Origin of the sequence: Pseudomonas citronellolis (genome assembly GCF_001586155.1) — a bacterium.
Classification (GTDB): Bacteria; Pseudomonadota; Gammaproteobacteria; order Pseudomonadales; family Pseudomonadaceae; genus Pseudomonas; species Pseudomonas citronellolis.
On the sequence record NZ_CP014158.1, the window covers coordinates 6,912,780 to 6,936,257 of the forward strand.

The 23,478-nt window shown below is 67.8% G+C and carries 20 protein-coding genes; 5 read left to right on the forward strand and 15 right to left on the reverse strand.

All coding sequences use genetic code 11. The features are described from left to right. The first annotated feature begins 20 nt into the window (after positions 1 to 20). Together PcP3B5_RS30195 and PcP3B5_RS30200 are read left to right on the forward strand one after the other, a co-directional pair. Entirely contained in the window at positions 21 to 2,201 is a 2,181-nt protein-coding gene (locus PcP3B5_RS30195; RefSeq protein WP_061563168.1) for a putative bifunctional diguanylate cyclase/phosphodiesterase, read from the forward strand. Next, positions 2,198 to 3,760: a methyl-accepting chemotaxis protein gene (locus tag PcP3B5_RS30200; protein ID WP_061563169.1), complete on the forward strand. Its 1,563-nt coding sequence runs from the start codon at positions 2,198 to 2,200 to the stop codon at positions 3,758 to 3,760. Before PcP3B5_RS30195 ends, PcP3B5_RS30200 begins: the two co-directional genes overlap by 4 nt. 317 nt (positions 3,761 to 4,077) lie before the next feature. On the opposite strand, the gene PcP3B5_RS30205 is transcribed toward PcP3B5_RS30200, so the two are convergent. Then, on the reverse strand, positions 4,078 to 5,037 hold the full coding sequence (locus PcP3B5_RS30205) for an NAD-dependent epimerase/dehydratase family protein (RefSeq protein WP_061563170.1): 960 nt from the start codon (positions 5,035 to 5,037) through the stop codon (positions 4,078 to 4,080). 196 nt (positions 5,038 to 5,233) lie between these two features. Between PcP3B5_RS30205 and PcP3B5_RS30210 the strand changes: the two genes are divergently transcribed. Continuing rightward, positions 5,234 to 6,616 carry a M16 family metallopeptidase gene (locus PcP3B5_RS30210; RefSeq protein WP_061563171.1) on the forward strand — a complete coding sequence of 461 codons (1,383 nt, stop codon included), beginning with the start codon at positions 5,234 to 5,236 and terminating at the stop codon, positions 6,614 to 6,616. Between the two features lie 3 nt (positions 6,617 to 6,619). Here PcP3B5_RS30210 and PcP3B5_RS30215 read toward each other — a convergent pair whose 3' ends face one another. The 8 genes from PcP3B5_RS30215 to PcP3B5_RS30245 form a co-directional block, all read right to left on the reverse strand. Then, entirely contained in the window at positions 6,620 to 7,171 is a 552-nt protein-coding gene (locus PcP3B5_RS30215; RefSeq protein ID WP_009614384.1) for a GNAT family N-acetyltransferase, read from the reverse strand. A gap of 122 nt (positions 7,172 to 7,293) precedes the next feature. Then, the gene (gene tcuC / locus PcP3B5_RS30220) at positions 7,294 to 8,586 is read right to left on the reverse strand and encodes an MFS transporter (RefSeq protein WP_058073018.1); all 1,293 of its coding nucleotides are present in this window, start codon (positions 8,584 to 8,586) and stop codon (positions 7,294 to 7,296) included. A gap of 222 nt (positions 8,587 to 8,808) precedes the next feature. Next, positions 8,809 to 9,480 carry a S1C family serine protease gene (locus PcP3B5_RS30225; RefSeq protein WP_009614386.1) on the reverse strand — a complete coding sequence of 224 codons (672 nt, stop codon included), beginning with the start codon at positions 9,478 to 9,480 and terminating at the stop codon, positions 8,809 to 8,811. Positions 9,481 to 9,671: 191 nt separating this feature from the next. Beyond that, positions 9,672 to 10,901, reverse strand: coding sequence for a nucleoside recognition domain-containing protein (locus PcP3B5_RS30230; RefSeq protein WP_061563172.1), 1,230 nt, complete (start codon positions 10,899 to 10,901; stop codon positions 9,672 to 9,674). Positions 10,902 to 11,115: 214 nt separating this feature from the next. Then, positions 11,116 to 12,450: a glutamate/aspartate:proton symporter GltP gene (gltP, locus tag PcP3B5_RS30235; RefSeq protein WP_061563173.1), complete on the reverse strand. Its 1,335-nt coding sequence runs from the start codon at positions 12,448 to 12,450 to the stop codon at positions 11,116 to 11,118. A gap of 825 nt (positions 12,451 to 13,275) precedes the next feature. Beyond that, complete coding sequence (locus PcP3B5_RS30240) at positions 13,276 to 13,746, reverse strand: inhibitor of vertebrate lysozyme family protein (RefSeq protein WP_009614389.1); 471 nt, start codon at positions 13,744 to 13,746, stop codon at positions 13,276 to 13,278. Continuing rightward, positions 13,739 to 13,900 (reverse strand): DUF1328 domain-containing protein, encoded by a 162-nt coding sequence (locus PcP3B5_RS30445; RefSeq protein WP_009614390.1) that lies wholly within the window; start codon positions 13,898 to 13,900, stop codon positions 13,739 to 13,741. Before PcP3B5_RS30445 ends, PcP3B5_RS30240 begins: the two co-directional genes overlap by 8 nt. Positions 13,901 to 13,939: 39 nt before the next feature. After that, positions 13,940 to 14,188: a hypothetical protein gene (locus PcP3B5_RS30245; RefSeq protein ID WP_009614391.1), complete on the reverse strand. Its 249-nt coding sequence runs from the start codon at positions 14,186 to 14,188 to the stop codon at positions 13,940 to 13,942. 351 nt (positions 14,189 to 14,539) lie between these two features. Here PcP3B5_RS30245 and algB point away from each other — a divergent pair, with 351 nt between their 5' ends. Both algB and PcP3B5_RS30255 read left to right on the forward strand, forming a co-directional pair. Further along, on the forward strand, positions 14,540 to 15,889 hold the full coding sequence (gene algB, locus PcP3B5_RS30250; protein ID WP_009614393.1) for a sigma-54-dependent response regulator transcription factor AlgB: 1,350 nt from the start codon (positions 14,540 to 14,542) through the stop codon (positions 15,887 to 15,889). Positions 15,890 to 15,915: 26 nt separating this feature from the next. Next, positions 15,916 to 17,676, forward strand: coding sequence for an ATP-binding protein (locus PcP3B5_RS30255; RefSeq protein ID WP_237143124.1), 1,761 nt, complete (start codon positions 15,916 to 15,918; stop codon positions 17,674 to 17,676). Here the strand turns inward: PcP3B5_RS30255 and PcP3B5_RS30260 are convergent. The 6 genes from PcP3B5_RS30260 to atpG form a co-directional block, all read right to left on the reverse strand. Beyond that, positions 17,655 to 18,470, reverse strand: coding sequence for an N-acetylmuramoyl-L-alanine amidase (locus PcP3B5_RS30260; RefSeq protein ID WP_061563175.1), 816 nt, complete (start codon positions 18,468 to 18,470; stop codon positions 17,655 to 17,657). The genes PcP3B5_RS30255 and PcP3B5_RS30260 overlap by 22 nt on opposite strands. 13 nt (positions 18,471 to 18,483) lie before the next feature. Next, positions 18,484 to 19,077 (reverse strand): MarC family protein, encoded by a 594-nt coding sequence (locus tag PcP3B5_RS30265; RefSeq protein WP_024128857.1) that lies wholly within the window; start codon positions 19,075 to 19,077, stop codon positions 18,484 to 18,486. Positions 19,078 to 19,226: 149 nt separating this feature from the next. After that, on the reverse strand, positions 19,227 to 20,594 hold the full coding sequence (glmU, locus tag PcP3B5_RS30270; RefSeq protein WP_043270156.1) for a bifunctional UDP-N-acetylglucosamine diphosphorylase/glucosamine-1-phosphate N-acetyltransferase GlmU: 1,368 nt from the start codon (positions 20,592 to 20,594) through the stop codon (positions 19,227 to 19,229). Positions 20,595 to 20,731: 137 nt separating this feature from the next. Further along, complete coding sequence (locus tag PcP3B5_RS30275) at positions 20,732 to 21,157, reverse strand: F0F1 ATP synthase subunit epsilon (protein ID WP_009614398.1); 426 nt, start codon at positions 21,155 to 21,157, stop codon at positions 20,732 to 20,734. Positions 21,158 to 21,197: 40 nt separating this feature from the next. Then, positions 21,198 to 22,574: a F0F1 ATP synthase subunit beta gene (atpD, locus tag PcP3B5_RS30280; protein WP_009614399.1), complete on the reverse strand. Its 1,377-nt coding sequence runs from the start codon at positions 22,572 to 22,574 to the stop codon at positions 21,198 to 21,200. 30 nt (positions 22,575 to 22,604) lie between these two features. Next, entirely contained in the window at positions 22,605 to 23,465 is an 861-nt protein-coding gene (atpG, locus tag PcP3B5_RS30285) for a F0F1 ATP synthase subunit gamma (RefSeq protein ID WP_009614400.1), read from the reverse strand. Positions 23,466 to 23,478 lie beyond the last annotated feature (13 nt).

Below are 23,478 nucleotides of genomic sequence, written 5' to 3' on the forward strand. Positions count from 1 at the left end.
AGAAAAACAAGGAGGCAAGCATGGGCCTGGGACCGAAGCTCGACCACATGCTCGACCGCATCGGCCTGTCGCCGGCGGAGATCGACCAGCGCCTGCGCTACCTGCACTGGCAGCCAGCCGACGAGCAGCGCCTGCAGCAGGCCGCCGCCGAGCGCGGCGACAGCCACCTGCGTTTCATCGACCAGCTCTACGCGCACCTCGGCCAGTTCCCGCCGCTGGCGGCCATCCTCTCCGAACCGGCCACCCTGCAGCGCCTCAAGCGCAGCCAGGCGCAGTACTACGAGCAGCTCTGGGAGGCCCCGCAGGACGGCGGCTACGTGCGCGACCGCCTGCGCATCGGCCTGGTCCACCAGCAGGTGGGGGTGGAGCTGAAGTGGTACCTGGGCGCCTACCGCCTGTACCTGCAGCACATGCTCGACGAGTTGCTCGGCGACGCGCCGCAGGCGTCGACCTTCGCCAGCCTGCTCAAGCGGGTGTTCTTCGACATGTCGCTGGCCATCGACACCTACGGCGCCGCCCAGCGCCAGGCCCTGGAGGACAGCGAGGCGCGCTTCGCCCGGGCCCTGCGCGGGGCCAACGACGGCATCTGGGACTGGGACCTGGCCAACGACCGGCTGTACGTTTCCGAGCGCTGGGCGCGCATGCTCGGGCTGAACCGCGACAGCCTCGGCGAGGGCAGCGCCAGCTGGTTCGCCCGCGTGCACCCCGACGACCTGCCCGGCCTGCGCCAGGCCATCGACGCCCACCTGCGCGGCAGCGCCGCCCTGCTCAACCACGAGTACCGCATCCGCCAGCGCGACGGCGGCTACCTCTGGGTGCAGGCCCGCGGGGTGATCACCGACGGGCGCATGGCCGGCTCGCAGAGCGACATCAGCCAGCGCAAGGCCAGCGAGCACCAGCTCAGCCACGCCGCGCGCCACGACCCGCTGACCGGCCTGGCCAACCGCCTGCGTCTGGACGAGTTGCTGCAGCAGGCCCTGCAGCGCCAGGGCCGCCCCGGCGCGCGCGAGGCCGGCCTGCTGTTCATCGACCTGGACCGCTTCAAACTGATCAACGACAGCCTCGGCCATGGCGTCGGCGACCGCGTGCTGGTGGAGGTGGCCCAGCGCCTGCTGCGCTGCCTGCGCCCCGGCGACCACCTGGCGCGCTTCGGCGGCGACGAGTTCGTGGTGCTGCTGGACGACATGGCCAACCTGGCCGACGCCGAACAGGTCGCCCAGCGCATGCTCGACTGCCTGCACCAGCCGCTGCACCTGGACGGCCGCACCCTGGTGGTCAGCGCCAGCATCGGCATCACCGGGCTGATCGCCGAGGGCCAGGCGATCGACACCCTGCAGGCCGCGGACCTGGCCCTGTACCGCGCCAAGGAGGCCGGCAAGGCGCAGTACGCGCGCTTCTCCAGCGAGCTGCAGGCCGCCGCGCAGCGCCGTCTGGAGCTGGAGAGCGCGCTGGGCCAGGCGCTGGAGCGCGGCGAATTCAGCCTGCACTACCAGCCGATCCTGCGCATCGACGTCGACCCGCCGCGGCGCATCGCGGTGGAAGTGCTGCTGCGCTGGCAGCGCGACGGCCAGCCGGTCTCCCCGCTGCAGTTCATCCCGGCGCTGGAGGAATCCGGCCAGATCGTCCGCGTCGGCGACTGGGTGCTGCGCGAGGCCTGCCGCCAGACCCTCGCCTGGCAGCGCGACGGCCAACCCTGGCTGTACTGCTCGGTGAACCTGTCCATCCGCCAGCTGCAGCAGCCGGGCTTCGCCGAGCGGGTGCGGCAGATCCTCGCCGAGACCGGCCTGGCGCCGCAGAGCCTGGTGCTGGAGATCACCGAGAGCCTGATGATGCAGGACGGCGCCGAGACCCTCGCCTGCCTGCGCGAGCTGGCCGCCCACGGCGTGCGCCTGGCGCTGGACGACTTCGGCACCGGCTACTCGTCCCTGGGCTACCTCAAGCGCTTCCCGCTGGACCTGCTGAAGGTCGACCGCAGCTTCATCGGCAAGGTCCCCGACGATCCCGAGTTGAGCGCCATCTGCCGCGCCATCGTCGGCCTGGGCCGCAGCCTCGGCCTGGAGGTGGTGGCCGAGGGCGTCGAGCACCCCGAGCACCTGGAATTCCTGCGCAAGGAAGGCTGCCGCTTCGCCCAGGGCTTCCTGTTCAGCCCGCCGCTGCCGCCCCACATCCTGCACCCCGCGGCCATGGAGACCCACCGATGAAGCTCAACCTGCCGGTCAGCGGGCGCCAGGTCGAAGTGCCGGCCAGCGCCAACATCCTCTCCACCACCGACCTCAAGGGCGCGGTCAGCCACGTCAACCCGGACTTCCTGAGCATCAGTGGCTTCAGCGCCGAGGAACTGCTGGGGCACAACCACAACCGCGTGCGCCACCCGGACATGCCGCCGGCCGCCTTCGCCCACCTGTGGCGGACGCTGCAGGCCGGGCGCAGCTGGATGGGCCTGGTGAAGAACCGCTGCAAGAACGGCGACCACTACTGGGTGAGCGCCTTCGTCACGCCGATCCGCCACGGCGGGAAGGTGGTGGAGTATCAGTCGGTGCGCACCCGCGCCAGCGCCGCCGAGGTCGAGGCCGCCGAGCAGCTGTACGCGCGCATGCGCGCCGGCTGGCTGCCGCGCCGGCCACGCCTGGGCCTGTTGCCGCGGCTGCTAGTAGGCCTGGGCCTGGCGCAGGCCCTGGGCGCGCTGCTGGCATATCTGGCGCCCGCACCCTTGGCCTTCGGCCTAGCCCTGCTGCTCTCCGGTGCCTGGCTGGCGCACCAGTTGCAGCCGCTGCGGCCCCTGCTGGCGCGCGCCCGCCAGGTCGCCGACAACCCGCTGAGCCAGCGCCTGTACAGCGGCCGCAACGACGAATTCGGCGAGCTGGACTTCGCCCTGCGCATGCTCGAAGCCGAGACCAGCGCGGTGGTCGGGCGCATGGCCGAGGCCTCGCGCCAGCTCGCCGAACACGCCGGGCAGCTGGCCGGCACCGTGGCCGACAGCAGCGCCGGCACGCGCCGCCAGCAGCAGGAGACCGACCAGGTGGCCAGCGCCATGCAGCAGCTGGCGCAGAGCGTCCAGGAAGTGGCGCGCCACGCCCAGCACAGCGCGGTGGCGGCGCAATGCAGCGAGCGGGTGACCCAGGCCGGCCAGGGCGAGGTGCAGGCCACCCGCGGCCAGCTCGCCGCCCTGGAGGACGCGGTGCGCCGCGCCAGCGAGGCGGTGGAACAGCTGCACGGGCACAGCGAGGGCATCTCGCGGATGCTGCAGGTGATCCAGGAAGTCGCCGGGCAGACCAACCTGCTGGCGCTCAACGCAGCCATCGAAGCGGCCCGCGCCGGCGAGGCCGGGCGCGGCTTCGCCGTGGTGGCCGACGAAGTCCGCGCGCTGGCCTCGCGCACCGCCGACTCGGCATTGGATATCCACAGGCTGGTGGGCGACCTGCAACGCGGCGCCGGCGCCTCGGTGCAGGCCCTGCGCCACAGCTGCGAACAGGCCCACACCAGCCTCGACCAGGCCGGCCGCGCCGCCGGCGCGCTGGAGGAGATCGCCGGGCAGGTCTCGGCGATCCAGCGCATGAGCCTGGAGATCGCCGGCGCCATCGAGGAACAGGGCTGCGCCAGCGAGGAGATCGAACGCAGCCTGTTGGCCATTCGTGAGTCGGCCGACGGCAATGCCGCCAGTGCGAGCCATAGCCAGGCCAGCGCTGCGCAGGTGGCGGAGTTGGCGGCGGGGTTGAGGATGATGGCGAGGCATTTCTGGGAGGGGCGGCGCAATGCCTGAATGAGGGCGCGGCTCTTCGTAGGAGCGAGCTTGCTCGCGAATGGTGTTTCCTGGGAGCTGCGGGTGCTGGGGTTCAGAGCGCCCTCTCCCTAACCCTCTCCCTGAAGGGAGAGGGGACCGTTCGGAGTGCGTGGGTATTCCCGAGTTAGCCGGCTAGCACCGAAGGTTTCCGGCTGAAACCATCACTTCTCTCGGCACGGACAAGCCCCCTCTCCCTTCAGGGAGAGGGCTGGGGAGAGGGGACGGAGCCAAACCAAAACACCGAAATCACCGCTGAGTCCCGTTCGCGATCAAGCTCGCTCCTACGAAAATCCCCCCTACCCCGCCCGCAACCCCCGCGCAGCGATGAACGCCAGAAACGCCTCCCGGCTCGAATACCGCGGCTGATACCCGAACTCCCGCTTCAACCGCGCATTGTCCAGCACCGGCCGGTAGCGCATGAAGTCCACCTGCTCCGGGCCGAAGGGCGCCAGGCCCAGCGGCCGCAGCATGGCCAGCGCGCCGCGCAGCAGCGGCGCCGGCAGGGTGCGGTAGGGTTTGCGCAACAGCCCGGCGATCTCGCGCAGGCTCAGCGCGCCGTCGCCGGCCAGGTTGTAGATACCTTCGCTGCCCTGCTCCAGGCCCTGGCGGATGATGTTCACCACGTCCTGGTCCCAGATGAATACGAAGCGGCTGCAGCGGCCACTTATCCCCAGCACCGAACGCCCCATGAACAGATCGGTGACCGGGTTATGCACACCCCTCCCGAGGATGGTGCCGGGGCGCAGCACCAGTTGGCGCAGCTGTGGACAACTCTGCCGCAGGCCGGCCAGCAGCTGTTCGATCTCGTGCTTGTGGCGGGCGTAGGGGAACTGCGACTGGCCGCGCAGGGGGTGGCTCTCGTCGATCAGCTCGGCGTTGTCCGGGTGGAAGCCGTAGGCCGCGGCGGAACTGGCCACCACCAGTTGGCCCACTTCATGCTCCACCGCCGCCTCGAACAGCGCACGGCTGCCGCCGACCTCGATGGTGTGCAGGCGGGTGGCGGACATCTGCGGCGGCGGGTTGACCACCGAGGCCAGGTGCACGATGGCCTGCGGGCGCCACTGCCGCACGCACTCGCGGACCTGCCTGGGGTGGCCGATGTCCAGCTGCACCGGCTCGATGTTCGACCGCAGGTGCTGCGTCGGCAGGCTGCGCACGTCGGCGGCCACCAGCGTCCAGTCGCGGTGCTGGACCGCCAGTTCGTTGAGCAGGTTCTGGCCGATGTGGCCAGCCGCGCCGGTGATCAGGACGCGCATGGGTGCGGCCTCCGCGTTGGGCGATGCGGCAGGGCGTTGCCGCTAGCGAAAGGCCATCAATCACCCATCGCGCCACGCCTGATGATAGACCGGGCCGGGGCAGGTCGCAGCCCGTCGCCAAGGGTGCCGCCCATGGGTAGGTGGATCGGCGGCAATCCGCTATTCTCCTGGCTTTGCTTTTTTCCAGGCTTGGCCCATGCGTTGGTTGTTCCTCCCCCTCCTGTTCCTGCTCGGCGGCGGCTGGTCGTTGGCCGATTCGCGCTCGACCGTGGAGGGCTACCAGTTGCAGAACGGCATGGGCGTGCTGTTCAAGCCGACCAGCCAGCGCGGCTCGGTGTCCATCCGCCTGGTGGTGGGCGTCGGCTTCTCCGACTTCAGCTGCCATGACCGGCAGCTGCCGCACCTGCTGGAACACCTGTTCTTCAGCGGCCTGGACGGCGGCGACGAGGCCGGCCTGGAAGCGCGCATGCAGGCCCTGGGCGGCCAGTGGAACGCCTACACCAGCGAGGGCGACACCACCTTCGTCATCGAGGCGCCGGCGGCCACCCAGCGCCAGGTGCTCGACCTGCTGCTGGAAGTGCTGACCCGCACGCAACTGGACAAGGCCAAGGTGGAGGCCACCAAGCAGGTGCTGATCCGCGAGGACGGCGGCCACTACTCGCACCTGCAGCGCTTCCTCGACCACCAGAACACCAGCCGCCCGGGCCAGGAACAGCTGGCCGTGGAACTCGGCCTGGCCTGCGCCGAGCGCCCGCAGGTGGCGCACCTGACCCAGGCCCAGCTGGAAAAACTGCGCAGCGACTGGTACGTGCCGGCCAACATGACGCTGATCGTGGTCGGCGACCTCGACCCGCGCCTGCCCGCCTACCTCAGCCACACCTTCGGCAGCCTGCCCGACCGGGCTACGCCGGAACGCCGCGAACTGCCGGAAATGCAGGGCCCGGCGGCGCGCCAGCGGACGCTGGACAGCGGCCTGTTCGGCGAGGGCGCGGTAGTGCACTGGATCTTCCCCGAGCCGGCCGAGGCCGACGGCGCCGCCCTCGACCTGCTGCAGGCCTACCTGAGCGACGCCCTCTATGCCGACCTGCGGGTCCATCGCGAGCTGTCCTACGGGCCCTGGAGCGAACGCACGTCCTACGCCAACCAGGGTTTCCTCAGCCTCAACGCGGACATCGCCCGGGAGGATGAGGACGCCACCCTGAAGGCCCTGCGCGAGGTGGTGGAGAACATCCGCCAGCACGGCCTGGACGCCCAGCGCTTCGCCCGCATCCAGCGGGTGCAGCGGGCGCAGCTGGCCTGGAGCACGCCGAGCAACGCCAGCCTGGCCGACTACTACTGGGGCGCGCTGGGCGACTACGACGGCAGCCAGTTCCCCAACGAGGACCGGCGCCTGGCCAAGGTCAGCCTGCAGCTGGCCAACGACACGGCGCGCCAGCTGTTCAAGGACGAAGGCTACCTGCGCATCGAGAAGCCGCTGCTGGACGACGACATGGCCTACCCGCTGGCCGCCGGCGCGGTGCTGTTGGTGCTGCTGCCGCCGGCGGCCCTGTGGCTGTGGTGCCGCCGGCGCAAGCGCTGAGCCTTACAGCGCCAGGCGGCGGATCACCCGGGTGGCGTCGTCCGGGTCGCGCTGGGCGCGGAAGCCCAGTTCCACGGCGAGGTCGCGCATGTCGCGGTCTATGGCCTGGTCGATGCTGTACATCTGGGTGAAGCCGTTGCGCCGCGCCACGTCGATCAGGTGACGCATCAGCGCCTTGCCCAGGCCCCGGCGCTTCCAGTCGTCGGCGGTGGTCAGGGCGCATTCGCACTGGTTCGCGTCCACCTTGGCGTAGCGGCTGATGCCGATTTCGCGCAGTTCGCCGTCGTCGTGCACCAGGGCGACGAATGCCATGTTGTCCTGGTAATCCACGTCCATCAGGCTGTCGAGCAGCGCGTCGCTGATCTTCACTTCGCCGTGGAAACGCAGCTTGCGCGTCATCGGCGACAGGCGTTCGAGGAAGTTGCGCTCCAACTCGCGGTCTTCCGCGCGCAGCGGGCGGATCAGCACGTGGCTGCCGTCGTCGAGCGTCTCGATCCAGTGGTCATGGCCGCCGGCGGCGAGCGCCGCGGCTTGCTGGTGCAGGGGGGTGGGCATGGCGTTGTCTCCGAGGAGAAGAAGGAAATGTCATTGACCTATCCTTCTCCTGCCGCCCCCGACCACCCTTGACCGAGATCAAGGCCGGCCGGGGGCGGCCAGTGGCAAAGCGCCGCAGCCCCTCAGGCGCCGGCCAGCGCGCCGCCGGAAGTGGCCGCGCGGCCGCGGCGGCGGAACAGCACCAGGGTGGCGACCAGGCCCAGCAGCGCCGCGCCGCTCAGCCACAGGCCGGGGGCGGCCTTGTTGTCCAGGGCGTGGATGAGCCAGGTGCAGGCCGCCGGGGTGAAGCCGCCGAAGGTGGCGGTGGCCAGGCTGTAGGCCAGGGAGAAGCCGGTGGTGCGCACGTCCGCCGGCATCACCTCGGTCAGCGCCACCACCATGGCGCCGTTGTAGCTGCCGTAGAGGAACGACAGCCACAGTTCCACCGTCAGCAGACGGGCGAAGCTGGGCTCGGCCACCAGCCAGGACAGCGTCGGGTAGGCGGTCAGCAGCGCCAGCACGGTGGCGGCGAGCAGCAGCGGGCGGCGGCCGACGCGGTCGGACAGCGCGCCCATCACCGGCAGCCAGAAGAAGTTCGACAGGCCGATGCACATGGTCACCAGCAGGGCGTCGAAGTCCGACAGGTGCAGTTCGTTCCTGCCGAAGGTCGGGGTGTAGGCGGTGATCAGGTAGAAGGACACGGTGGTCATCACCACCATGGCGGTGCCGGCCAGCACCAGGCCGAAGTTCTGCCCGATGGAGCGCAGCACCTCGCCCAGGCGCGGGTGGTGCTTGCGCTGCTGGAACGCCTCGGTCTCTTCCAGGGAGCGGCGGATGACGAACAGTGCCGGGACGATCATGCAGCCGACGAAGAAGGGCACGCGCCAGCCCCACTCGCCCATCTGCGCGGGGCTCAGCCAATGGTTGAGGATGACCCCCAGCAGCCCGGCGAAGACCACCGCCACCTGCTGGCTCGCGGACTGCCAGCTGACGAAGAAGCCGCGCTTGCCGGGGGTGGCGATCTCCGCCAGGTACACCGACACGCCGCCCAGCTCGACACCGGCGGAGAAGCCCTGCAGCAGGCGGCCGAGCAGCACCAGCAGCGGCGCCAGCGCGCCGAGGGTGGAATAGCCGGGGACGAAGGCGATCAGCAGGGTGCCCATGGCCATCAGCGCCAGGGTGATGATCAGGCCCTGGCGGCGGCCGTGGCGGTCGATGTAGGCGCCGAGGAAGATGGCCCCCAGCGGGCGCATCAGGAAGCCGGCGCCGAAGGTGGCCAGCGACAGCATCAGCGAGGCGAAGGGATCGTCGCCGGGGAAGAAGGTCTTGGCGATGGCGGTGGCGTAGAAGCCATACACCATGAAGTCGTACATCTCGAGGAAGTTGCCGCTGACCACGCGGAACACGGCCTTGGCCTTGGAATTCTTGGAAGCCATGGGAAACACCATTCTGACGATCACGGGGCCCTTCCCGGATGCGAGCAGGCAGGCAGCGGCCGGGAAGATATTTGTAACCCTATGTGTAAAAACTGCCCGAGATCAAATGAAAAATGGCTGAAAGGCCCGAATTACAAGGGTTTGAAAGGCTGATGAAAGCTTCGTGACAGCTCGTCGGAAAATTCACAAAAGATTGGCAGGTATGGCAGACGTCATTCCCGCCTAGGGATTGCTCGCCTGCAACCGGCGCCCCATTTCCGCTTCCCGTTCCCGCGCCAGCTTCACCTGGAACAGCTTCCATTCGCGCTCGATCACCGCGTAGGGCACGAACACGCTGATGCGTTTGGCACCCTTGAGCCCCGGATGCTGCACGCCGCCCCAGGCCGTGCCCTTGTAGCCGATGTTCATGCCCAGCACGCTGCCGTCGGCCGCCACCAGCGGCCCGCCGGACATCCCCTGGGCCAGGGCCGCGTCATGGATGCCGTACAGCTCTTCGTTGGGCTCGTTGAGGTTGCGGTAGGGCACCGGCCACACCCGCCCGCGGGAGCTCACCGGCAGCAGCAGGGTGCTGCTGCCCAGCGCCGTCACCGCCTCGCCGTTGCGCGGCGCGCGCCAGTGCGGCAGCGGCCCGTCGGCCTTGCGGCGGATGAACACCAGGTCGCAGCGGGTGCTGCAGGAATAGGCCAGGTCCGACAGGTAGGGCACGTGGGCAGCGGTCACCGCATAATCGGCATTCCACTGCACCGCCGAAGCCACCATCAGCCCCGGCGCCGGCAGGCCGGACAACACCGTGAAATAACGCGAATTGAGCTGGCCATCGACTTCCGGCTTCACCCAGCCGTTGCAGCCGGCCAGCAGGGCGCACAGCGCCAGGCAACTCACTTTCCCTCTCATTGCGATTTTCCTTAATTTGATTTGAGGAAAATCTAATTTCGATTAAAGGAAAGTTCTTATGGAAAATTAACCCTATTAAGTGGCGCGAATCCTTAATTAAAAATCCAATTACCCAATTGTTTCTGAAAGAAACTTCAGAAGAATAAGGATATTTAAATATTTTCCGCTTTTGTTAATTAAACGGCCGGGCTTCAGCCGAAGAACCAGTAGCACACGCCGATGGACGCCAGCACCCCGGCCAGGTCCGCCAGCAGGGCGCAGCCCACGGCGTGGCGGGCGCGCTGGATGCCCACCGAGCCGAAGTACACCGCCAGCACGTAGAAGGTGGTCTCGGTGCTGCCCTGCACGGTGGCCGCCAGGCGCGCGGCGAAGCTGTCCACCCCCTGGCTCTGCATGGTCTCCAGCAGCATGGCGCGCGCCGCGCTGCCGGAGAACGGCTTGACCAGCGCGGTGGGCAGGGCATCGACGAAGCGGGTGTCCCAGCCCAGGCCCTCGACCGTCCAGCGGATGCCGCCGAGCACCATCTCCAGGGCCCCGGAGGCGCGCAGCACGCCGACGGCGCAGAGCATCGCCACCAGGTAGGGCAGCAGGTTCTTGGCCACGTCGAAGCCTTCCTTCGCCCCTTCGACGAAGGTTTCGTAGACCGGCACCTTCTTCAGCCAGCCGAGCACCAGGAACGCCACGATCAGGCCGAACAGGGTGAGGTTGCCCAGCAGCGAGGAGAGCTGCGCCAGCGCCGTGGCGGAAAGCCCGGCCAGCAGCGCCATGAAGGCGCCCAGGGCGAGGGCGCCGGGGATCAGGTAGGCGAGCACCAGCGGGTCCCACAGGCGCAGGCGCTGCATGACCGCCACCGAGAGCAGGCCGACCAGGGTCGAGGCGCTGGTGGCCAGGAGGATCGGCAGGAACACCAGTGTGGGGTCGGCCGCGCCCTGCTGCGCGCGGTACATGAAGATGGTCACCGGCAGCAGCGTCAGCGACGAGGCGTTGAGCACCAGGAAGAGGATCTGCGCGTTGCTCGCCGTGGTGCTGCTGGGGTTGAGTTCCTGCAGCGCCTTCATCGCCTTGAGGCCGATGGGGGTGGCGGCGTTGTCCAGGCCCAGGCCGTTGGCGGCGAAGTTCAGGGTAATCAGGCCGATGGCCGGGTGCCCGGCCGGCACCTCGGGCATCAGCCGGCGGAACAGCGGGCCCAGCAGCCAGGCCAGGCGCTCCACCAGGCCGGCCTTCTCGGCGATGCGCAGGAAGCCCAGCCAGAGCGTCAGGGTGCCGAACAGCAGGACCATGACCTCCACCGACAGCTTGGCCATTGCGAACAGGCTCTCGACCATGGCGGCGAACACGTCGGCCTGGCCGCCGAGCAGCCAGCGCGACAGCGCGGTGACCGCCGCGACCAGGAAAAAGCCGAGCCAGAGGCCGTTGAGCATGGGTATCCCCCCAAGGACGTTGGCCGCGATGATAACGGCGCGCGTCCATCGCTGCCAGAAACGCCAAGGCCGCAAAGCGCCTCCGGGCTCGATCCCGAAGCCGGGCATGCCCCGGTGTAACGGCGGATAACCGCGAACGGTTATTCGCCCTACGTCAATGGTGGGTTGGGTGTAGGGCGAATAATGCGAAGCGTTATCCGCCGTTCGGCCTGGCTCAGTGCGCGGTGTTCTGCCGGGCGTCGTTCAGCAGCTCTTCGCCGCGGCCCTGTTCCACCGCCTGCCAGTAGAGCGCGCCCTGCTTGCCATCGTAGATGCCTTCCCACTTGGAGATCACCAGCACCGCCAGGGCGTTGCCGATGACGTTCAGCGCGGTGCGCGCCATGTCCATGATGCGGTCGACGCCGGCGATGAAGGCCAGGCCTTCCAGGGGAATGCCGACGCTGCCCAGGGTGGCCAGCAGCACCACGAAGGACACCCCCGGCACACCGGCGATGCCCTTGGAGGTGACCATCAGCGTCAGCACCAGCATCAGCTGCTGGCCGATGGACAGGTCGATGCCGTAGAGCTGGGCGATGAAGATCGCCGCGATGCTCTGGTACAGCGTCGAGCCGTCGAGGTTGAACGAGTAGCCGGTGGGCACCACGAAGCTGCTCACCGCCTTGGGCGCGCCGTAGGCTTCCATCTTCTCGATGATGCGCGGCAATACGGTCTCGGAGCTGGCGGTGGAATAGGCCAGGACCAGCTCGTCCTTGAAGATGCGCATCAGCTTGATGATCGAGAAGCCGAACAGCCGCGCCACCAGGCCCAGCACCATGAAGGCGAAGAAGGCGATGGCGAAGTACACCAGCAGCACCAGCTTGGCCAGCGGCAGCAGCGAGGCGAAGCCGAAGCTGGCGACGGTCACGGCGATCAGCGCGAACACGCCGACCGGCGCGTAGAGCATGATCATGTGGGTGACGCGGAACATGGCCTCGGCCACGCCCTGGAACATCTTCACCAGCGGCTCGCGGGTGGGCGCCGGCAGCGACGACAGGCCCAGGCCGAACATCACCGAGAAGAAGATGATCGGCAGCATCTCGCCGCGGGCCATGGCGGCGAAGATGTTCGACGGGATCAGGTTGAGGATGGTCTCGATGAACGCGTGGTGGTGTTCCACTTCCTTGGCGGTCTGCGCGTACTTGGAGATGTCCACCGTGCCCAGGGTGCTCATGTCGATGCCGGCGCCGGGCTGGAACAGGTTGGCCAGCACCAGGCCGACGACGATGGCCACCGTGGTGATGATCTCGAAGTAGACGATGGTCTTCAGGCCGATGCGCCCGAGCTTCTTGGCGTCGCCCATGCCGGCGATGCCGACGATCAGCGAGGAGATGACGATCGGTACCACGATCATCTTGATCAGGCGGATGAAGATGTCGCCCGCCGGTTGCAGGATGTTGCTGATCCACCAGGCCTTCTCCGCGCTGAAGTGGTTCAGCACGGTACCCATGGCGATGCCCAGTGCCAGACCGATGACGATCTGCCAGGCGAGGCTGAGCTTGGCTTTGCCCATATGTGTTCACCCTTGGTTCTTGTGGAAGTCGGGGGTTTCGCCCGCCGCCGGGATGGCCGGGGGTGGCGAAAAAAAGGGCGCATGATTCCCACCCCCCTTCTTCGCGTCTAATGCCGGAAACGGCTACCCCATGCACAATCGGCATGGGGAAAAGCAAATGGAACGGGTGTTCCAGGCCCGCAGGCCATTGCTTTTTTGCATGGGATTGGGCTGAAAAGACCGTGGCGGCCGCTTTTTTCGAACCCTGTGGGTGGAAAGCGAGGCTCGGGGAGGCATTCGCTTTCTCTGCCGCGGGTGCGCTGCCGTGACGCAGGCGTGGGGGCCTGTAGTTCGCGATGGATGGTCGTCCGGGTGACCAGGCGCGGCGGGGATATTTTAGGGGGCCAGGGGGGTGGGTCGGGGTTGATTGATATCAGGGAAGATGGAGGTGGGGGCCTTAAGAGCGCCCTCTCCGTTCAAGAGCGCCCTCTCCCTAACCCTCTCCCTGAAGGGAGAGGGGACCGTTGGGCAGACACGGATGTTCTTCAGTTAGCCGGAAACCCCGCCGTACTTTCCGGCCGAAGCCTTGCTTTCAGCCCGCACGGGCTAGCCCCCTCTCCCTTCAGGGCGGGGCGCGCAGCCGAGGGCTGGGGAGAGGGGCTCTTCAAGCTCCACAAGCTCCATAACTTCCACAAGCTCCACAGAAGCCATCGAAGCTCCCCCTCACAGCCTCACACCTGACCCGGCCCTCGTCGGAGGCACTCCCTGTACCCCTGGGTCGCTGCGGGCTCACCACTCCCCCCAGCATCCCGGCCCCCTGGTCATGCGCCATCGCCGGCGCGGATTTCAGTACCAGTTCGGATCGGCCTTGAGCTGCTCGTCGAGCAGCTGCTGCATGCCGGCATCCGGCTCGCCCAGCCAGCGGAAGCTGGCGTGGCGGCTGGGCGACTTGTCCGGCGGCAGGTTTTCCGGCACCTGCACGTAGAGCGCGTAGGCATCCTTCTTGTTCCAGCTGAAGGCCACGTAGAGGCGGTTGGCCGCGCAGTCGTGGGCCTTGCACAGCTCGCCCACCAGGTATTTGTCGCCGTCCTCCTCTTCTACCTGCATGGGGGTGGCGGTGCCGTCCAGGTTCATCACCCAGTCGGGCAGCCGTTCTTCCTTCTTCACCAGGTCCTGCCAGGTCTCGCGGTACTGCGGGTCGCTGTCCAGCAGCTCGTTGAGGCGGTAGATGGCGTCGTTGTCGGCCGCCCACCCCTGCCCGGCCGCCAGCAGCGGCAGCGCGAGCAGGAACCGACGCAGCGGGCGCGGCTCAGCCACGGCGCCGCCCGACGAAGAAGGAGATGACGAAGAGCACCAGGAACAGCACGAAGAGAATCTTGGCGATACTGGTCGCGGCGCCGGCGATGCCACCGAAGCCGAGTACCCCGGCGATGATGGCGATGATCAGGAATGTGAGAGCCCAGCTCAGCATGGAATGTCTCCTCTGTCATGGAAAGGCGGTGCGCGCCCCTCAGAACACCCAGCTCACCCGCGAGGTCTGGCGGACCACCGCGGTGCTGGCGGCCTCTTCCGTGATGGCCATTCGTTCATCCTGCAGCCTCGACGGCTGTCCGAGGAAAGCGCTGGACACAGGTTCCTGCACCGGCGCGGCGGAAGGCTGTGGAGCGACCGGATACCAACGGTCCAGCAGTACGACCACGGCGACGGCCAGCAACAGCAGCCGCCCCAGCGAATCCCCCTTGGCTCCATCAGCGTTCATCGACGTGCTCCTCCCGAAGGACTGGTGATCGGCCGGTGCGGGTGCACCGGGCCTCCCGCAACCTGTCTCGCACGCCGCGTGCCAGGTCGATGGCTTTGACTAATCCCTTTTAAAACAATGACTTGTAAAAATAAGCGGGCCGCCGGCAGCGCGCATCCTGCACGACAGGCCGGTTCCGGCCGTGCGTTTTGCACGGGACCCGGCAGGTCGTTCCCCTTCCCGTCCGCTTTCCTTCGCCAGAGGCGCCGGTGTCCTTCAGAGATGCGTCTAACTTTCATTGCAACTTGCAAGAAATTTCCTGGACTAAAAGACGCATACGCGAAAGGAATTTCCTACTACGAGGCACCCCGAATGGACCCCACTCCGGAGACGCTTGGCCGAATCCTGCTGGTCGACGACGAACCCGCCATCCTGCGCACCTTCCGCTATTGCCTGGAGGACCAGGGCTACAGCGTGGCCACCGCATCCAGCGCGGCCCAGGCCGATGCCCTGCTGCAACGCCAGGTCTTCGACCTGTGCTTCCTCGACCTGCGCCTGGGCGAGGACAACGGCCTGGACGTGCTGGCCCAGATGCGCCTGCAGGCGCCCTGGATGCGCGTGGTGATCGTCACCGCGCATTCCGCCGTGGACACCGCCGTGGACGCCATGCAGGCCGGCGCCGCGGACTACCTGGTCAAGCCCTGCAGCCCCGAGCAGCTGCGCCTGGCCGCGGCCAAGCAGCTGGAGGTGCGCCAGCTCACCGCGCGCCTGGAGGCCCTGGAGGGCGCCCAGGCCAGCCAGGCCGAGCAGCTCGAATCCCACAGCCCGGCGATGACCGCGGTGCTGGAGACCGCGCGCCAGGTGGCCGCCACCGACGCCAACATCCTCATCCTCGGCGAATCCGGCTCCGGCAAGGGCGAGCTGGCCCGCGCCATCCACGCCTGGAGCAAGCGCGCGAAGAAATCCTGCGTGACCATCAACTGCCCGTCGCTGAACGCCGAGCTGATGGAAAGCGAGCTGTTCGGCCACAACCGCGGGGCCTTCACCGGCGCCAGCGAGAGCACCCAGGGGCGGATCAGCCAGGCCGACGGCGGCACCCTGTTCCTCGACGAGATCGGCGACTTCCCGCTGCCGCTGCAGGCCAAGCTGCTGCGCTTCATCCAGGACAAGGAATACGAGCGCGTCGGCGACCCGGTCACGCGCCGCGCCGACGTGCGCATCCTCGCCGCCACCAACCGCGACCTGGCCGGCATGGTGGCCCAGGGGGCGTTCCGCGAGGACCTGCTCTACCGCCTCAACGTCATAGTCCTCAACCTGCCGCCGCTGCGCGAGCGCGCCGAGGATATCCAGGGCCTGGCCGAGCGCTTCCTCGCCCGCTTCGTCAAGGACTACGGGCGCCCGGCCCGCGGCTTCAGCCCGGCCTCGGCCGCGCTGCTGCGGCAGTACGCCTGGCCGGGCAACGTGCGCGAGCTGCGCAACGTGATCGAGCGCGCCAGCATCATCTGCAACCAGGAACTGGTGGAGCCCGAGCACCTGGGGCTCGGCGAACAGAGCGGCGCCGCCGCCGTGCCGCGGGTCGGCGAGGCGCTGAGCCTGGAGGAACTGGAGAAGGCCCACATCGCCTCGGTGATGGCCAGCGCCCCGACCCTCGACCAGGCGGCGAAGATCCTCGGCATCGACGCCTCCACCCTGTACCGCAAGCGCAAGCAGTACAACCTGTGAAGCGCGCGCTGACCCTGCGCTCGCGGATGTTCCTCAGCATCTCGGCGCTGATCACCCTGGCCCTGATCGGCCTGCTACTGGGGGTGTTCAGCGTGATGCTGATGGGCCGCGAACAGGAGCGGCTGATCTCGCACAACTTCGCCACCATCGCCAGCAGCCAGCAGTTGCGCCAGTCGCTGGACGACCAGCTGGCCCAGTTGCTCAGCGACAGCCCCGACGCGCAGCGCCTGGCGCGGCTGCGCGAGCAGTTCGACCGCTACCTCGCCGAAGGCCGAGCGAAAGCCGCCAGCGATGTCGAGCGCACCCTCTACGAGCGCATCGACCAGGCCAACCAGGAGTTCCAGGGCCAGGTCAGCTCCTCCGGCAGCAACCGCTGGAGCCTGGTGGTGGAGAGCGACTTCAGCCGCACCTTCACCTCCCTGCACCAGTACCTGCTGGCGCTGCACAACCACGCCATCCAGACCATCAGCGACGCGGAGCGCAGCTCGCGCCGCCACGCCTGGCTGATCGCCAGCCTGCTGGGGCTGGTGGGCGTGGCCATGCTGGTGATCGGCTTCGTCACCGCCCACGGCATCGCCCGCCGCTTCGGCGCCCCCATCGAGGCCCTGGCGCAGGCCGCAGACCGCATCGGCAAGGGCGACTTCGAGGTCAGCCTGCCGGTCTCGCGGGAAGCCGAGATGGCCTCGCTGAGCCGGCGTTTCGGCCTGATGGCCCAGGCCCTGGCCGAGTACAAGGCGACCAACATCGAGGCGGTGCTGGCCAGCCAGCGGCGCCTGCAGGCGGTGCTCGACAGCATCGACGACGGCCTGGTGATCATCGACCGGCGCAGCCGCATCGAGCACGCCAACCCGGTGGCCAGCCGCCAGCTGTTCTCCCGGGCCGACCCCCATGGCCAGCTGCTGGGCGAGCTGATCGACAACCAGGAGCTGCTGCAGGCCACCGGCCTGGTGCTGCAGGGCGAGTCGATGGGCGACGATACGCCCCAGGACCTGCAGGTCGAGATCGGCGGCGAGAACCGTCTGCTGGCCTGGACCCTGGCCCCGGTCACCCATGACGACGGGCGCAGCATGGGCGCGGTGCTGGTGCTGCGCGACGTCACCGAGCTGCGCGCTTTCGAGCGGGTGCGCAGCGAATTCGTGCTGCGCGCCTCCCACGAGCTGCGCACCCCGGTCACCGGCCTGCACATGGCCTTCGCCCTGCTGCGCGAACGCCTGGCGCTGCCCGAGGGCAGCCGCGAGCGCGAGCTGGCCGATACCGTCGACGAGGAAATGCAGCGCCTGGTGCGGCTGATCGACGACCTGCTGAACTTCTCCCGCTACCAGGACGGCCAGCAGAAGCTCGACCGCCAGCCCTGCGCGGTGGGCGAGTTGCTGGAACAGGCGCGCCAGCGCTTCCTCGCCCGCGCCCAGGCCCAGGGCATCGGCCTGGGGATAGTGCTGGAGGACCAGTTGCCGGTCCTCAGCGTCGACCGCCTGCGCCTGGAGCGCGTGCTGGACAACCTGCTGGGCAACGCCCTGCGCCACACCCCGAAGGGCGGCAGCGTGCAGCTGCTCGCCCAGCGCCAGAGCCAATGGCTGATGCTGGCGGTGGAGGACTCCGGCGAGGGCATCGCCTACAGCCAGCAGGCGCGCATCTTCGAGCCCTTCGTGCAGGTGGGCCGGCGCAGCGGCGGCGCCGGCCTGGGCCTGGCCCTATGCAAGGAGATCGTGCAGCTGCACGGCGGGCGCATCGGCGTGCGCTCGCAGCCCGGCCAGGGCACGCGCATCTACATGCTGCTGCCGGTCTGAACCGCCGGCGCGGCCATGGAGGTGGGCACCGCCAGCAGCAGCGCGGCGGTCTCCAGGTCCGGCACGCCGTCGAAGCGCGCCGGCCGGTAGCGCATCTGGAAGGCAGCGATGACGTTGCGCGTCGCCTCGTCCAGCTGGCCATTGAGCGGCACCGCGTAGCCATGCCGCGCCAACTGCTGCTGGAACCAGCCGGGCGCCGGCAGCTGGCCATTCAGCTCGGCCAGGCGATGCGCCAGGTCGCCGGGCTGCGGCCAGGGGATCAGGCCGGCGTCGGCCAGGCGCTTCCAGGGGAAGGCCGGGCCCGGGTCGACCTTGCGCTGCGGGGCGATGTCGCTGTGCCCGAGGATGTGCTCGGGGGTGATGCCCTGGCGCTTGACGATGTCCTTCAGCAGCAGGATGAGGGCATCGATCTGGCCCTGTGGATAAGGTGCCCACACCCGCCCTTCCGGCGTCTCGCGGTAGCCCGGGTTGACCAGCTCGATGCCGATCGAGGTGGAGTTCAGCCAGGTCCGCCCCTGCCACTCGCTCTGCCCTGCGTGCCAGGCGCGGCGGTTCTCGTCCACCAGTTGGTAGATGGTCGGCGGGTTGGCGCCGATCAGGTAGTGGGCGCTGACCTCGCCGCGGGTGAGCAGCTGCAGCGAGCGCGGCAGGTCCGCCGAGGTGTAGTGGATGATGATGTACTGGACACGGCTGTCCTGGTTGCGCGAGGGGTGCTCGCGGTCGATTTCCAGGCCGCCCCGGCCGGCGCAGGCGGCCAGCAGCAGGGTGGCGAATATCAGGCACAGGTGGCGCATGGTGGCTCCACGGTCATCCGACGATGTGCAGCACGCTACGCAGGTTCTGCAGCAGCATGTTGACGCTGAGCATGATCAGCAGCATGCCGGCCAGGCGCTCTACGGCGGTGAGCCCGCGCGGGCCGAGGAAGCGCTGCAGGAAGGAAGCCTGCAGCAGGATCAGCGCGGTGGCGGCCCAGGCCAGGATCACCGCCAGGTACAGCTCCCATAGCGGACCAGTGTAGGTGGTGCGCAGGGTGATCAGCATGGCCAGCGCCGAAGGCCCGGCCACCGCCGGAGTGGCCAGGGGCACCAGCAGCGGCTCGCTGTCGGGCATGTCGCCGAGCACGCCCTGGGGCGTGGGGAAGATCAGGCGCATGGCGACCACGAAGAGGATGATGCCGCCGGCGATGCCGGTGGCCTCCCTGGACAGGCCCAGGCCGGTGAGGATGTGCTCGCCCAGGGTGAGGAACAGCAGCAGCAGGCCGAGGGCGAACAGCAGTTCGCGCAGCGCCACCTTGAGCCGGCGTTCGGCCGGCACCGACTTGAGGGCGGCGAGGAACACCGCGATGTTGCCGAAGGGGTCGGTGATCAGGAAGATCAGGACGGCGACGCCGAGCATGTGGATAACTCCAGGAACAGGAACCGACGCCTGGGCGCCGGGCAGAAAGCCGTCCCTGTGGATGAATCAGCCGGGGACGCGACGGCCGTGGGCGCCTGTGCATAACTTCACGGCAGGCGCCGCGCGGGTGTGGATGTCGATTTATCCACAGCCCCTCAGGACTTCTTGATCTTCTCCGGGCGCTTCCAGCCCTCGATCACCCGCTGCTTGGCGCGGCCGACCGCGAGGGTCTGCGCCGGGACCTCGGCGGTGATGGTGGAACCCGCGCCAGTCGTGGCCCCGGCGCCGATATCCACAGGCGCCACCAGCGAGTTGTTGGAGCCGATGAACACGTCCTCGCCGATCACCGTGCGCCATTTGTTGGCGCCGTCGTAGTTGCAGGTGATGGTGCCGGCGCCGATGTTGGTGCGCGCACCGACCTCGCTGTCGCCCAGGTAGGTCAGGTGGCCGACCTTCACGCCCTCGTGCAGGTGGGCGTTCTTCAGTTCGACGAAGTTACCCACATGCACCTGGCTCTCCAGCACGCTGCCGGGGCGCAGGCGGGCGAACGGGCCGACGTCGCTGCCGGGGCCGACGTCGGCGCCTTCCAGGTGGCTGTTGGCCTTGATGATGGCGCCGCGGCGCAGAACGCTGTTGCGGATGGTGCAGTTCGGGCCGATCTGCACTTCGTCCTCGATGTCCACGCGGCCTTCCAGCACCACGTTGACGTCGATCTGCACGTCGCGGCCGGCGTTGACCTCGCCGCGCACGTCGAAGCGCGCCGGGTCCAGCAGGGTCACGCCCTGGGCCATCAGGCGGCGGGCGATGCGCAGCTGGTAGAAGCGCTCCAGCTCGGCCAGCTGCAGGCGGTCGTTGGCGCCCTGCACTTCCATGGCCGCCTGGGGTTGCGCGGTGGCCACGCGCAGGCCGTCGGCCACCGCCATGGCGATGACGTCGGTGAGGTAGTACTCGCCCTGGGCGTTGGCGTTGGACAGCCGGCCCAGCCAGCCTTCCAGGCGCTGGCGCGGCACGCAGAGGATGCCGGTGTTGCCCTCGCGGATGGCGCGCTGCTCGGCGCTTGCGTCCTTCTGTTCGACGATGGCCTTCACCTCGCCGTCCTGGCCGCGGATGATCCGGCCGTAGCCGGTGGGGTCGTCCAGCTCCACGGTGAGCAACGCCAGCTGCTCGGCGCTGGCCTGCTGCAGCAGGCGTTCGAGGGTCGGCAGCTCGATCAGCGGCACGTCGCCGTAGAGGATCAGCACACGCTCGGCGCTCAGGTAGGGCGCGGCCTGGGCCACGGCGTGGCCGGTGCCCAGCTGTTGTTCCTGGACCACGAAATTCAGGTCATCGGCCTGCAGGCGCTCGCGCACCCGTTCGGCGCCATGCCCGATCACCACGTGGATGCGCTGCGGGGCGAGGCCACGGGCGGTATCGATCACGTGGGCCAGCATGGGTTTGCCGGCGACCGGATGGAGGACTTTCGGCAGGGCCGAGCGCATGCGCGTGCCCTGGCCGGCGGCGAGGATGACGATTTCGAGGGACATGAAGTTGGACCGTCCTGGTAACGCTGGATGTAGAAAAAGAAAAAGGGTAGCCAAGGCTACCCTTTTCCCCTAGGTCGCTAAAGCCCGGGCCCCGGATTCGTCGCCGACACCGAAGGCCCTGGCCGTTGCGAGCCGGCTCAGCCGCCGAACTTCTTGCGAACCTGCTGGACCGTGCGCAGTTGCGCTGCGGCTTCGGCCAGGCGGGCTGCAGCGGAGCTGTAGTCGAACTCGGCACCTTTGGCGTGCAGAGCCTTCTCAGCTTCCTTCAGCGCGGTCTGAGCGGCCGCTTCGTCGAGGTCGCCCGCGCGGATCACGGTGTCGGCCAGGACCTTCACCATGTTCGGCTGGACTTCGAGGAAACCGCCGGAGATGTAGTACACCTCCTGCTCGCCACCCTGCTTGACCACGCGGATCGGACCCGGCTTGAGCTCGGTGATCAGCGGCGCGTGGCCCGGGGCGATACCCAGATCGCCGAGGGAACCGTGCGCAACGACCATCTCGACCAGTCCGGAGAAGATCTCCGCTTCGGCGCTGACGATGTCGCAGTGGACAGTAATAGCCATACCCTTGCCTCACGTAAGCGCCCGTTGCCGGGCGCACGGATTACAGCTTCTTCGCTTTCTCGATGGCTTCTTCGATGCCGCCGACCATGTAGAACGCCTGCTCCGGCAGGTGGTCGTAGTCGCCGTTGAGGATGCCTTTGAAGCCAGCGATGGTGTCCTTCAGGGAGACGTACTTGCCCGGCGAGCCGGTGAAGACTTCTGCCACGAAGAACGGCTGGGACAGGAAGCGCTGGATCTTACGAGCACGGGCCACCAGCAGCTTGTCGGACTCGGACAGTTCGTCCATGCCGAGGATCGCGATGATGTCCTTCAGCTCCTTGTAGCGCTGCAGGATGTACTGCACGCCACGAGCGGTGTCGTAGTGATCCTGGCCGATGACCAGCGGGTCCAGCTGACGGGAGGTGGAGTCCAGCGGGTCCACGGCCGGGTAGATACCCAGCGAGGCGATGTCGCGGGACAGTACCACGGTGGCGTCGAGGTGGGCGAAGGTGGTCGCCGGGCTCGGGTCGGTCAGGTCGTCCGCGGGAACGTAGACGGCCTGGATCGAGGTGATCGAGCCTTGCTTGGTGGAGGTGATGCGCTCTTGCAGCACGCCCATTTCTTCGGCCAGGGTCGGCTGGTAGCCCACTGCGGAAGGCATACGGCCCAGCAGTGCGGATACTTCGGTACCGGCGAGGGTGTAACGGTAGATGTTGTCGATGAACAGCAGTACGTCACGGCCTTCGTCACGGAACTTCTCGGCCATGGTCAGGCCGGTCAGCGCCACGCGCAGACGGTTGCCCGGCGGCTCGTTCATCTGGCCGTAGACCAGGGCTACCTTGTCGAGAACGTTGGAGTCCTTCATCTCGTGGTAGAAGTCGTTGCCCTCACGGGTACGCTCGCCCACGCCGGCGAACACGGAATAACCGCTGTGCTCGATGGCGATGTTGCGGATCAGCTCCATCATGTTCACGGTCTTGCCGACGCCGGCGCCACCGAACAGGCCTACCTTGCCGCCCTTGGCGAACGGGCAGACCAGGTCGATCACCTTGATGCCGGTTTCCAGCAGCTCGTTGCCGCCAGCCTGGTCAGCGTAGGAGGGAGCCTCGCGGTGGATACCCCAGCGCTCTTCCTCGCCGATGGGGCCGGCTTCGTCGATCGGGTTGCCCAGTACGTCCATGATGCGGCCCAGGGTCGCTTTACCGACCGGGACGGAGATGGCTGCGCCGGTGCTTTCCACGTTCAGGCCACGCTTGAGGCCTTCGGTGGAACCCATCGCAATGGAACGGACCACGCCGTCGCCCAGCTGCTGCTGGACTTCCAGGGTGGTGTCGACGCCCTGAACCTTCAGGGCCTCGTAGATGCTCGGCACGGCATCGCGCGGGAATTCCACGTCGATCACGGCGCCGATGATTTGAACGATACGTCCGCTACTCATGTCTGGTTCCTCTGAATTTTGAACCTGTTCTTACACCGCGGCAGCGCCGCCGACGATTTCCGAGATTTCCTGGGTGATCGCCGCCTGACGCGCCTTGTTGTAGACCAGCTGCAGTTCGCTGATCAGGTCACCGGCGTTGTCGGTAGCGTTCTTCATTGCAATCATCCGGGCCGCCTGCTCACAGGCGTTGTTCTCAACCACCGCCTGGTACACCTGGGATTCCACGTAGCGCACCAGCAGGCCGTCGAGCAGGGCCTTGGCATCGGGCTCGTAGAGGTAGTCCCAGTGGTGTTTCAGGTCTTCGTTGTCCTCGGCCACCAGCGGAACCAGCTGTTCCACGGTCGGCTTCTGGGTCATGGTGTTGACGAACTTGTTGGAAACCACGTACAGGCGATCGATACGCCCGTCCAGGTAGGCATCCAGCATGACCTTGACGCTGCCGATCAGATCGTTGATCGACGGCTCTTCGCCCAGGTGACTGATGGCTGCGACCACGTTGCCGCCATAGTTCTTGAAGAAGGATGCGCCCTTGGCACCGATCACGCACAGGTCGATCTCCGCGCCGGCTTCACGCTGGGCGGACATGTCCTTGACGAGCGCCTTGAACAGGTTGATGTTCAGGCCGCCGGCCAGGCCGCGATCGGAGCTCACCACGATGTAACCGACGCGCTTGACGGGGCGCTCGATCATGAACGGGTGACGGTACTCCGGGTTGGCGTTGGCCAGATGGCCGATCACCTGGCGAATGCGCTCCGCGTAGGGACGGCCGGCCGCCATGCGCATTTGTGCCTTGCGCATCTTGCTCACCGCCACCTTTTCCATGGCATTGGTGATTTTCTGCGTGCTTTTGATGCTCGCAATCTTGCTGCGAATCTCTTTTGCGCCTGCCATTTCACACCTATCG

What these genes read in the sequence shown, in the direction of transcription:
- PcP3B5_RS30205 (WP_061563170.1), bottom strand. Translation starts at nt 5,037, where the DNA reads ATGCGCGTCCTGATCACCGGCGCGGCTGGCCACATCGGCCAGAACCTG.
- PcP3B5_RS30255 (WP_237143124.1), top strand. Translation starts at nt 15,916, where the DNA reads ATGTTCCTCAGCATCTCGGCGCTGATCACCCTGGCCCTGATCGGCCTG.
- PcP3B5_RS30260 (WP_061563175.1), bottom strand. Translation starts at nt 18,470, where the DNA reads ATGCGCCACCTGTGCCTGATATTCGCCACCCTGCTGCTGGCCGCCTGC.
- PcP3B5_RS30445 (WP_009614390.1), bottom strand. Translation starts at nt 13,900, where the DNA reads ATGCTGAGCTGGGCTCTCACATTCCTGATCATCGCCATCATCGCCGGG.
- tcuC (WP_058073018.1), bottom strand. Translation starts at nt 8,586, where the DNA reads ATGGCTTCCAAGAATTCCAAGGCCAAGGCCGTGTTCCGCGTGGTCAGC.
- PcP3B5_RS30195 (WP_061563168.1), top strand. Translation starts at nt 21, where the DNA reads ATGGGCCTGGGACCGAAGCTCGACCACATGCTCGACCGCATCGGCCTG.
- PcP3B5_RS30210 (WP_061563171.1), top strand. Translation starts at nt 5,234, where the DNA reads ATGCGTTGGTTGTTCCTCCCCCTCCTGTTCCTGCTCGGCGGCGGCTGG.
- PcP3B5_RS30215 (WP_009614384.1), bottom strand. Translation starts at nt 7,171, where the DNA reads ATGCCCACCCCCCTGCACCAGCAAGCCGCGGCGCTCGCCGCCGGCGGC.
- PcP3B5_RS30275 (WP_009614398.1), bottom strand. Translation starts at nt 21,157, where the DNA reads ATGGCTATTACTGTCCACTGCGACATCGTCAGCGCCGAAGCGGAGATC.
- glmU (WP_043270156.1), bottom strand. Translation starts at nt 20,594, where the DNA reads ATGTCCCTCGAAATCGTCATCCTCGCCGCCGGCCAGGGCACGCGCATG.
- PcP3B5_RS30225 (WP_009614386.1), bottom strand. Translation starts at nt 9,480, where the DNA reads ATGAGAGGGAAAGTGAGTTGCCTGGCGCTGTGCGCCCTGCTGGCCGGC.
- PcP3B5_RS30245 (WP_009614391.1), bottom strand. Translation starts at nt 14,188, where the DNA reads ATGAACGCTGATGGAGCCAAGGGGGATTCGCTGGGGCGGCTGCTGTTG.
- atpD (WP_009614399.1), bottom strand. Translation starts at nt 22,574, where the DNA reads ATGAGTAGCGGACGTATCGTTCAAATCATCGGCGCCGTGATCGACGTG.
- PcP3B5_RS30200 (WP_061563169.1), top strand. Translation starts at nt 2,198, where the DNA reads ATGAAGCTCAACCTGCCGGTCAGCGGGCGCCAGGTCGAAGTGCCGGCC.
- algB (WP_009614393.1), top strand. Translation starts at nt 14,540, where the DNA reads ATGGACCCCACTCCGGAGACGCTTGGCCGAATCCTGCTGGTCGACGAC.
- gltP (WP_061563173.1), bottom strand. Translation starts at nt 12,450, where the DNA reads ATGGGCAAAGCCAAGCTCAGCCTCGCCTGGCAGATCGTCATCGGTCTG.
- atpG (WP_009614400.1), bottom strand. Translation starts at nt 23,465, where the DNA reads ATGGCAGGCGCAAAAGAGATTCGCAGCAAGATTGCGAGCATCAAAAGC.
- PcP3B5_RS30230 (WP_061563172.1), bottom strand. Translation starts at nt 10,901, where the DNA reads ATGCTCAACGGCCTCTGGCTCGGCTTTTTCCTGGTCGCGGCGGTCACC.